Below are 8,858 nucleotides of genomic sequence, written 5' to 3'. Positions count from 1 at the left end.
TCGGTGGATGTTACCCACTCGCAGAAGCGTTCCCAGACGTTGGCGCTAGAGCGCTGCTGTAAGGTTGTGGTCATGGTCTTATGATTGCTTTATTTGGTTTTCAATGTTCGTGACGGCTTTGTGTTCCGCCATGTAAATAAACATAAAGCTTTTATTTCTGTTTGTAAAGGGGTTTTAAGCACAGTTTTTGTTATGAATATCATAATCTGCGCTTATATAATACCAGAAGGCTTGCTGTATGGGGTTTTAAAAAAGCAGAGCGCGGAATTTTTGGACGGTCGCACGAGAAACTGAATGCTCATAATTTAGCTGGGCAACGAGATTATGGACTTGCGTCAGTGTTAAGATAGATGAAGGGTTAGGATAGTAAACCGCAAAACTCCCATTGACAGATATATGTTGTTGCACAAGTCCGATCGATAAAAATCCCAAGGAATGTCCCGCACCGTCACCTACAGCCCTGCTTATACTCTGGTTCCCACTTACGAGTGTTTTAACCGCTGCACCTATTGCAATTTTCGGGCCGAACCCCTGCAAAGTCCTTGGCTGACGCTACCAGAAGCCGAAAAACAGCTCAACTTCCTGCAAACTCAAGGTGTAATTGAAATTCTCATCCTCAGCGGCGAGGTACATCCTCAAAGTAAACGGCGAAAAGCTTGGTTGCAGCGGATTTACGATTTGTGCGAACTGGCACTTGCTTTGGGATTTTTGCCGCATACTAATGTGGGGCCGCTCAGCTTTGAGGAGATGGCACAGTTAAAAGAGGTGAATGTATCAATGGGGCTGATGCTAGAACAGCTTGCCCCAGATTTGTTACAAACGGTTCACCGACACGCACCGAGTAAAGTGCCGGCGCTGCGGCTGCAACAGTTAGAATGGGCTGGGGAATTGAAGATTCCGTTCACAACTGGGTTGCTGCTGGGAATTGGGGAAAGTGAGGCCGATTGGATTGAGACATTAGAGGCGATCGCCCGCATTCATTCGCGTTACCATCACATTCAAGAAGTTATCCTCCAGCCACACAGTCCGGGAAATCAACAAAGTTGGGACGGTGAAGTTTTTGATGCTACAAAAATGCCGGAAGTAATTGCGATCGCCCGCAGCATTTTACCATCTGAAATCAGGCTGCAAATTCCCCCCAATTTAGTGGCACAGCCAGACATATTGCTGGCTTGTTTAGAAGCAGGTGCTAGAGATTTAGGAGGAATTGGGCCGCGGGATGAAGTTAATCCCGATTATCCTCACCTGCAACATCAAACTTTAACAGAAATTTTAGCAGCATCGGGATGGCAGCTCGTGCAGCGTTTGCCTGTTTATCCTCAGTACGATAAGTGGCTGCCGCAGACATTGCAAAGTGCTGTAAAACATTGGAGAGTCAATCGATTTTAGATTTTAGATTTTAGATTCAAGAATTCAGCCTACTGATAAATCCGGGGGCTTGTGACCAAATTGCTTAATTTTCAGTCATTAATTATTGGTAATGGGTAATTGGTAACAAGATGTTTTAAATTGCTGCTATAGAGATTTTAAATCAAAGAACCGCCACCATCAATCCACACTTCAGTACCTGTGATAAAGCTGGACGCATCTGATACCAGAAATAAAACTAACTGGGCGACTTCTTCACTAGAACCGGCGGTATTATCCCTCAAAGGAATCAGGTCTTGAATGGCATCAGGCGGGAGTGGAATGTCATCAAGATGGCGCTTAACCGTGCTTTCCCCAATGGCAGTCACCACCGCGCCCGGACAGATAACATTGACTCTGATTTGGCTGGGAGCAAGTTCTAACGCCAGCATTTTCGCTAAAGCTACTTGGGCCGCTTTGCTGGAAGCGTAAGCTGTGGCACCAACTTTCTTGAAACTTCTGGTGCCATTAATCGACGATGTAATGACAATCGAACCTCCTTGTTTTTTCAGATGAGGAACAGCATACTTAACAGTCAAAAATGTTCCTCTGAGGTTGGTATTAATTGTCCTGTCCCACTCTTCGGGTTCTATCTCTTCTATCGGCGACCATACACCGTTAATACCCGCATTTGCCAACACAATATCAATCCTTTGATATTCGTCAATAATTTTTTGAAATGCCTCTTGCATTTGCCGAGAATCGGCCACATCTGCTGCAATAGCCAGCCCGCAGCCTCCTTCATCGACCAACTGGCGGACGGTTTCTTGCCCAGTTTCTAAAGTGCGATTGATAATAGCAACTTTTGCGCCTTCCTTGGCCATTAAAATTGCTGCGGCACGACCAATCCCCGACCCACCGCCGGTAATAACGGCAACTTTTGCTGAAAGTTTCATATTTTTATATAAATAAATTTTTGCGCGATCGCATAGCATAAAAATAGGACTAGACTGAGAGGACTTTAGTCCTCACTACAAACAAGTTTCCGTCATCAAAATCATGAAAGTAAAAAGTGGTTGAAGATAATAACTATAGCGGTAAGGTGCGCAGTGCGCACCCTACTTTAGGCAGAGGAGTACGTCAATTTTAACGCAGTCCTTACGGCTGCGGAACCCAGACCGAAACAGAACCAGCATTACACCGAAAATCACCCCAACCATCGTCATTAGTTGTGATTGGTTCTTTGATGTGTTCGGTGATGTCAATATAAGTTCGATTCGGTTGTCCGACTTCCATAAACTTGGTGCCATCGTCTCCGTTACTCAGTACCACAGCCATGCCGCCCGGATTTTCTTCATTTCCGAGTCGCGTCCAGCCAATAGTGTTGGCGTGGTCGAAGTAATCGTACTGATTGCCGTAAGAATAGGTTTGGCGCGCGAACAAGAATTTATCGAGAATAAATTGATGTTTGTCTAACCAAATCTCGTATTCGTTGCCATCGTTTCCTGTATCCTTATAGTGCTCGCCGTAATAATCCGGGTAGAAAATGCACGGATATCCTTCGCTTCGCAGCAGGATTAAAGCGTAGGCAAGGGGTTTAAACCAAGCCTCGACAACTGATTCTAGGGATTGTAAGGGCTGGGAATCATGGTTGTCAACCAAGGTAACGGCGAGGGTTGGTTGCTGTTGAACGAGGGTGTTATCAAAAATTGTTCGCAAGTCGTAGTTATTGCCGGCCTTGCTAGCAGCGTGGAAGTTGTAGTGGAGAGGTGCGTCAAATAAGGTGACTTTACCATCGGTTGCTGTAATGAAGCTGTGCAAAGCTTCAACTTCATAAGACCAATATTCACCGACTGCAAATAAGTCGCGTTTGACATAGTTACGAACGTGTTCCAACCATTCTAGGAAAAATTCTGCTTTAACGTGTTTGACGGCATCGAAGCGAAAGCCGTCAACGTTTGTTGTATCGACATACCACTCACCCCAGTATTTTAATTCGCCGGTGACTTCTGGGTTGTCCATATCTAAATCGCAACCCATGAGGTAGTCAAAATTGCCTTTTTCTAAGTCTACTCCTCGATCGAATTCTTTACCTTTGAGCAGGTAAATGGCATGGGTTTCTGTGTTGTAAACGTTGTAATCAATGGCGTCAAAATGCCACCAATGCCACTCCATGCTGGAATATTTTTGGTCGCGGCCGGGGAAGGTAAAATGCGTCCAAGCTTTGATTTTTTGATATTCGCCTACGGTGTCATTCCGGTTGTCGGGATTGAAGGGTGTGGCTTCGGCTTCTTCTTCTGCATCGGCACCTAATTTGTGGTTGAAGACAACATCGGCATAAATCCGAATTCCAGCATCTTGTGCAGCTTTAATCGCACGCAAATACTCATCTTTTGTGCCGTATTTCGTGCGTACCGACCCTTTTTGGTCGAACTCGCCTAAATCGAATAAGTCGTAGACGCCGTAACCCACATCCATACCGCCGCCCGTTCCTTTATAGGCTGGCGGCAACCACAGGGATGTAACGCCTATTTTGGCTAAATCTTTTGCAGATTTCGCTAGCTGATTCCACAGGCTGCCGTCAGCGGGGGTGTACCAGTGAAAATACTGCATCATCACGCCATTTAGTTCAGACATAAATTTAGTTTTTCCTGTTTTGTTAAATTGCGATCGACATTTATGTTCGTAGCTCGCTAGTTTACGTATGTCTGCAATCTATGGTTAATAAATATCATAAAAGATGGGGCTGGTAAAAAAAATCTATCTGTTGATGTATTGACAACAGAATTTAAATTTGAGCTAACTTATTTTACCCAGACTAAAAAATATTAATTTAGTGGCGATTTTGCAGCAACTCGCTCAACTCTGGTGTTCCAAGTACCGTCGATCGCCAATTCAAGCAATCTAAATCCCGGGGGGATTTCGTCAAGGATAATCGGATGGCTTTTCGGTAAAAGTTGGATGCAGGTGCTGGGTGTCCCCAAGTAGGTAACTGAGCCCCGCTGTTGTTGAAATTCTTGGTGAATGTGGCCGCAAAGAACGATTTTGATTTGAGGGTATCGATCGACAATTGCCAAAAATTCACCGGCATTTTGCAGCATCATGCCGTCCATGATTTCACTGTCGATCGCCAGCGGATGATGGTGCAAGGCAATCATAACAGGTCGATCGCCGGTTTGTTGCAGTTGAGAGTCGAGCCACTGCAAGCTTTCTGGGGAAAGCCGCCCGCCGTCGCATCCGGCTTCCACACTCGAAAGCAACAGAAATTGCCAGTTTCCCAGCTTCCATGATTTTTCGGGGGAAAGAGGCGACTGATTTAAGATTTCTGCCATGACTGGGATGTTGTCGTGGTTCCCAGGTATCCAGTAGGCGGGAATTCCGAGGGGGGCGATGAGGGAGACTAGGCGCTGGTAGGATTCGGGTGTTTCGTCTTGGGACAAGTCGCCTGTGAGTAGAAGTAAGTCGGGCGGCGGCTGTATCTGTTGCAGGCAATCGAGAACTGCTTGGAGGGTGCGGGCTGTTGAGAGGCCTTTCCAAGTGCGATCGAGCTCTGCAAACAAGTGTGTGTCGGTGATTTGGGCGACGAGTAAGGGAGAAACTGGTGTCATGGCTGGTGTTGCGGGCGATCGATGTAGTTCTAGAATAGCCTCGGATGGGTTTTGGGGGTGTGGGAAAAAAGGGCGATTCCCTGCGGGATAGCTTCGCTGCACGAAATTTTTGACAGGTATGTTAAAAATTTCGAGATTTGGTGTACTATAAGAAAACGTCAAATTTCAGACGTGACGGCGGCATAGCCAAGTGGTAAGGCAGAGGTCTGCAAAACCTCCACCCCCAGTTCAAATCTGGGTGCCGCCTTTATTTTCATGTAAATAAAATCTCTCAAACCCGGCTTTTTGCGTGGTAGCAGGGATTATTGCAGAGTGCGGATCGGGGGCGAGCGAACATAACCAACATCAAAAAGTAATGCAATTTTAATGCAGTGCAAAACTTAGGGCAACAGCGGTAGTGTTTGCTTGTCTGGTGATACAATCTAACTTTGATTGCTGAATGTTCCTTTGTTAATGAATATCAAAACCAAATTATTCATCTACCTCTCACTAAAATTTAAGAAGAATTATTCTTATGTTAAAGTGATGTTAGAAGATTGGAGGTTTTCCCATGATTCAAGCGATATCAAAGTTAGTAAGTTTTGATGAGTTTCTGGAATGGAAGCCAGAAAACGGACGCTACGAACTACGTAACGGAGTTATTGTCGAAATGCCCAATCCAACTGGTAAACATTCTGTCGTCGCAGGTTTTCAGGGGCTAGAATTGGGTTTTGAAATTAGGCGATTGCAACTTCCTTATTTTATTCCCAAGGAATGTACGATTAAATTTAGCGATAAGTTGGGCTACGATCCAGATGTCATTGTGTTAGATAAACAAGCTGTAGCAGCCAATGAGTCTCGATGGGAACGAGAATCAGTTATTACTCGGGGAGATTCTGTTAAGTTAGTTGTTGAAGTTGTCAGTACAAATTGGCGCGACGATTACGCGCATAAGTTGAGCGACTATGAGGCTTTAGGTATTCCTGAATACTGGATTGTCGATTATTTGGGTTTGGGAGGTAGCCGTTATATTGGTTCTCCCAAACAGCCTACTTTGTCGGTTTGTCGGTTAGTGGATGGTGAATATCAGATTAAGCTGTTTCGGGGAAATGCAATAATTGAGTCGATCGCATTTCCCGAGTTGAGTTTGACGGCGGAGCAAATTTTTAATGGCGGGTAAGGATGACAAATGTCGCAACGCAGTGCCGCATTTCTAACGCCGTTGTCATATCATTTGATGTAATAAAATTTTCTAACTTAGAATCAGCTATTCCCCACAAGTCCCAGACTCACCCGCAAGGGAAGTACGGGAGCCTCCGTCAATCTAAATTATTTCGCCCAGACTACTTGCCATGATCCTCAAACCTCAATCCTTTGTCTGCTTGCTGACTGGGTTCGCTGTTTCGCTAGGGATGGCGGCAACCCTCCCTAAATCAACTTCCGCTCAACTCACACCAAAAAATAGGTTTTTTTGCGGCACCAGCAATGGTCAACCCGCAACCCTCATGCGCGGTAGCAAAAGAAATGTCCCGCTGATTCGGTGGACGGATGCCTCTTTTCCCGAGCCTTGGAATCCCCAGCGGCGCTGCGAAGAAATTTCTCAAAGATTGCAGCGGTTTCACGATAACCAAGTGCTGTCTTACATGGGTGCTAAAATGTGGCGCGGTCAACCCGTTTTGTGCCTTACAGACGATCGAGGTCAGTGCCGGCCAGACGGATTATTAGTGACTCTTAAACCGGGAACAAACTTGCAGCAGATTCTCCAACGGCTGGCGAGCAATTTATCGGGAGGAGCCGGCTCGCCCCTCGAACTCAGCGGCAATGATGCAATTACTTACATCAATGGTGAAGCTTACCTCGATATTAATAAATTGCTGCCCGAAGAAGATGAAGCACCGCCAAGCACCTTGAGATAGCAATCGTGTGCCGCAGCAAAACCCGATGGAGGTCTATTTTGATGTTGGTTGCTTGTTTGGGCGGTTTGATTATTCCCGTACCTGCATCTGCGCCGGATGTCAGTGTTTTGGTGGCACAGCAGGCGGCTCAACCTTCTGTCAAACAACTCGAACAATTGGCAAGGTCGATCGCAGTTAAAGTACGATCGTCCAAAGAGGTCTTGGGTTCGGGAATTTTGATTCGCAAACAAGGGAATGTTTATACAGTAGTGACGAACGACCACGTACTGATAGGTGGCGACCCGCCTTATCGCATCGAAACACCGGATGGTAAGATACATCCGGCAGTTAAAATTCAGATTAATTCTCTCAAGGGAAACGATCTGGGTTTATTGCAGTTTCGCAGCGACAATACTGTTTATGCTGTGGCATCTTTTGGCGCTGCGCCCGCACCGGGAGAACAAGTTTTTGCTGCTGGATTTCCCTTTGCAGAGGCAACATCTGACCCTACCATTTCTGCCTTTGGCAAGGAGGGATTTGTGTTTAAAACAGGTCAAGTTTCCTTAGTGTTAGACAAACCTTTGCAGATGGGATATCGGATTGGATATACAAACGATTTAGAAAAAGGCATGAGTGGAGGGCCGCTGCTGAATCGTCGCGGCGAAGTTGTCGCAGTTAACGGCATCCACGCCGAGCCGATTTTGGATACTGCTTATGTTTTTCAAGACGGTTCCCAGCCTAGCGCCTCCCTGCGGGAACAGATGCGGCGCTACAGTTGGGGAATTCCGATCGAGACTTTTGTGCAGTTAGTGCGATCGAAACTGACAGCTACTAAATCTAGGGGGTTAGAGGTTAAACAATGCGTTTTTCCTACAGATTGCCAGCAGCCTTAATTGGGGCAACAATTATCGTCGCGCAGCCTCAATTTGCCGTCGCGCAGTTGTCGCCGCAGCAAGTAGAAGCAATTGGCAGAGAAATTACCGTCCGCATCGACGGCGGCGCCGGGGGTTCTGGAGTGATTGTTGACCGCAAGGATAATACTTACTTTGTACTGACCAATCATCATGTAGTCAGATATCCAGACCGCTATGAAATAGAAACCTCTGACGGCAATCGCTATCCAATTTACAAAGCGCAAGAATTGCCGGGGTTCGATTTAGCATTTGTGCAGTTTCAGAGCAATAAAATATATCGCGTTGCCGAGTTGGGAAATTCCGACCAATTAACTGGAGGAGCGAATGTTTACGCCACTGGTTTTCCCATGCCTCAACCTGGAATAGAACAGCGCACCTATCGGTTTGCAGCGGGGCAGTTTCAGCGTTACCAGCCTGCTGGAGAGAATGGCTATACAATGGTCTACAACAGCGAAGTTGTCCACGGAATGAGCGGCGGCCCCGTGCTGGATGGAGTCGGTCGAGTAGTAGGGATTAACGGGCGGTCTTGCAGCGGTTTGAGGTTGGGAATTCCGATTAATAGTTTTTTGGCAAATAAGGGCAATTTGCGGCAGCTACAGGATAGTTCTGCGGACAATACGCGGCCTGAAGATTTCCTGAGTTTGGGGGGGGCGAAAGCTGAGAAGGGAGATTACCAAAGTGCGATTAGGGATTATCAAAGAGCTTTACAGAGTTGTCCTGATAGTCCTGATGCTTACTACCAAATAGGTGCGGCTCAATACGGGGCGGGGAATAAGCAAGCAGCCATTGAGAACTTTAACCAGGTGATTCGGATTAATCCTAGGAATGCCGATGCTTATGTTTTTCGGGGTGTTGTCCGCTCAGAACAGGGAGATAAACAAGGTGCGCTCGCCGATTACAACGAAGCTATTCGCCTCAATCCTAACTATGCTTTAGCCTACAGCAATCGGGGTAATGTCCGCTCGAACCAGGGAGATAAACAAGGTGCGATCGCCGATTACAACGAAGCTATTCGCCTCAATCCTAACTCTGCTGATCCCTACGATAACAGAGGGCTTGCTCGCAGGTTACAGGGAGATAACCAAGGAGCGATCGAAGATCATACTCAGGCAATT

8 protein-coding genes and 1 tRNA gene are annotated in these 8,858 nt (G+C 46.5%); 6 read left to right on the top strand and 3 right to left on the bottom strand.

The features are described 5' to 3' along the window. The first annotated feature begins 435 nt into the window (after window positions 1-435). Window positions 436-1,389 (top strand): 7,8-didemethyl-8-hydroxy-5-deazariboflavin synthase subunit CofG, encoded by a 954-nt coding sequence (cofG, locus tag QUA99_RS12740; protein WP_333237007.1) that lies wholly within the window; start codon window positions 436-438, stop codon window positions 1,387-1,389. A gap of 137 nt (window positions 1,390-1,526) precedes the next feature. Here cofG and QUA99_RS12735 read toward each other — a convergent pair whose 3' ends face one another. The 3 genes from QUA99_RS12735 to cpdA form a co-directional block, all read right to left on the bottom strand. Next, complete coding sequence (locus tag QUA99_RS12735; RefSeq protein WP_333237005.1) at window positions 1,527-2,303, bottom strand: SDR family NAD(P)-dependent oxidoreductase; 777 nt, start codon at window positions 2,301-2,303, stop codon at window positions 1,527-1,529. 202 nt (window positions 2,304-2,505) lie between these two features. After that, on the bottom strand, window positions 2,506-3,984 hold the full coding sequence (locus tag QUA99_RS12730) for an alpha-amylase (protein ID WP_333237003.1): 1,479 nt from the start codon (window positions 3,982-3,984) through the stop codon (window positions 2,506-2,508). 191 nt (window positions 3,985-4,175) lie between these two features. Then, the gene (gene cpdA, locus QUA99_RS12725; RefSeq protein WP_333237001.1) at window positions 4,176-5,117 is read right to left on the bottom strand and encodes a 3',5'-cyclic-AMP phosphodiesterase; all 942 of its coding nucleotides are present in this window, start codon (window positions 5,115-5,117) and stop codon (window positions 4,176-4,178) included. Between the two features lie 14 nt (window positions 5,118-5,131). Between cpdA and QUA99_RS12720 the strand changes: the two genes are divergently transcribed. The 5 genes from QUA99_RS12720 to QUA99_RS12700 form a co-directional block, all read left to right on the top strand. Next, a tRNA-Cys gene (locus tag QUA99_RS12720) sits at window positions 5,132-5,202 on the top strand. Between the two features lie 303 nt (window positions 5,203-5,505). Then, window positions 5,506-6,114, top strand: a complete 609-nt coding sequence (locus QUA99_RS12715) for a Uma2 family endonuclease (protein WP_333236999.1) — start codon at window positions 5,506-5,508, stop codon at window positions 6,112-6,114. Between the two features lie 172 nt (window positions 6,115-6,286). After that, complete coding sequence (locus QUA99_RS12710) at window positions 6,287-6,850, top strand: COP23 domain-containing protein (protein ID WP_333236996.1); 564 nt, start codon at window positions 6,287-6,289, stop codon at window positions 6,848-6,850. 41 nt (window positions 6,851-6,891) lie between these two features. Beyond that, the gene (locus QUA99_RS12705) at window positions 6,892-7,722 is read left to right on the top strand and encodes a serine protease (RefSeq protein WP_333236994.1); all 831 of its coding nucleotides are present in this window, start codon (window positions 6,892-6,894) and stop codon (window positions 7,720-7,722) included. After that, the coding region (locus tag QUA99_RS12700) for a tetratricopeptide repeat-containing serine protease family protein (protein ID WP_333236991.1) at window positions 7,689-8,858 on the top strand (1,170 nt) is incomplete at its 3' end. The genes QUA99_RS12705 and QUA99_RS12700, both read left to right, overlap by 34 nt.

The organism is Microcoleus sp. F10-B2 (genome assembly GCF_036704965.1).
Taxonomy (GTDB): domain Bacteria; phylum Cyanobacteriota; class Cyanobacteriia; order Cyanobacteriales; family Microcoleaceae; genus Microcoleus.
Note: the sequence above shows the minus strand (reverse complement) of the source record. Positions and strands in the feature narration are given on the sequence as shown.

Bases quoted from the DNA above. Each gene is read 5' to 3' on its own strand.
- cofG (WP_333237007.1), top strand. From the start codon at position 436: ATGTCCCGCACCGTCACCTACAGCCCTGCTTATACTCTGGTTCCCACT.
- QUA99_RS12735 (WP_333237005.1), bottom strand. From the start codon at position 2,303: ATGAAACTTTCAGCAAAAGTTGCCGTTATTACCGGCGGTGGGTCGGGG.
- QUA99_RS12730 (WP_333237003.1), bottom strand. From the start codon at position 3,984: ATGTCTGAACTAAATGGCGTGATGATGCAGTATTTTCACTGGTACACC.
- QUA99_RS12715 (WP_333236999.1), top strand. From the start codon at position 5,506: ATGATTCAAGCGATATCAAAGTTAGTAAGTTTTGATGAGTTTCTGGAA.
- QUA99_RS12710 (WP_333236996.1), top strand. From the start codon at position 6,287: ATGATCCTCAAACCTCAATCCTTTGTCTGCTTGCTGACTGGGTTCGCT.
- QUA99_RS12705 (WP_333236994.1), top strand. From the start codon at position 6,892: ATGTTGGTTGCTTGTTTGGGCGGTTTGATTATTCCCGTACCTGCATCT.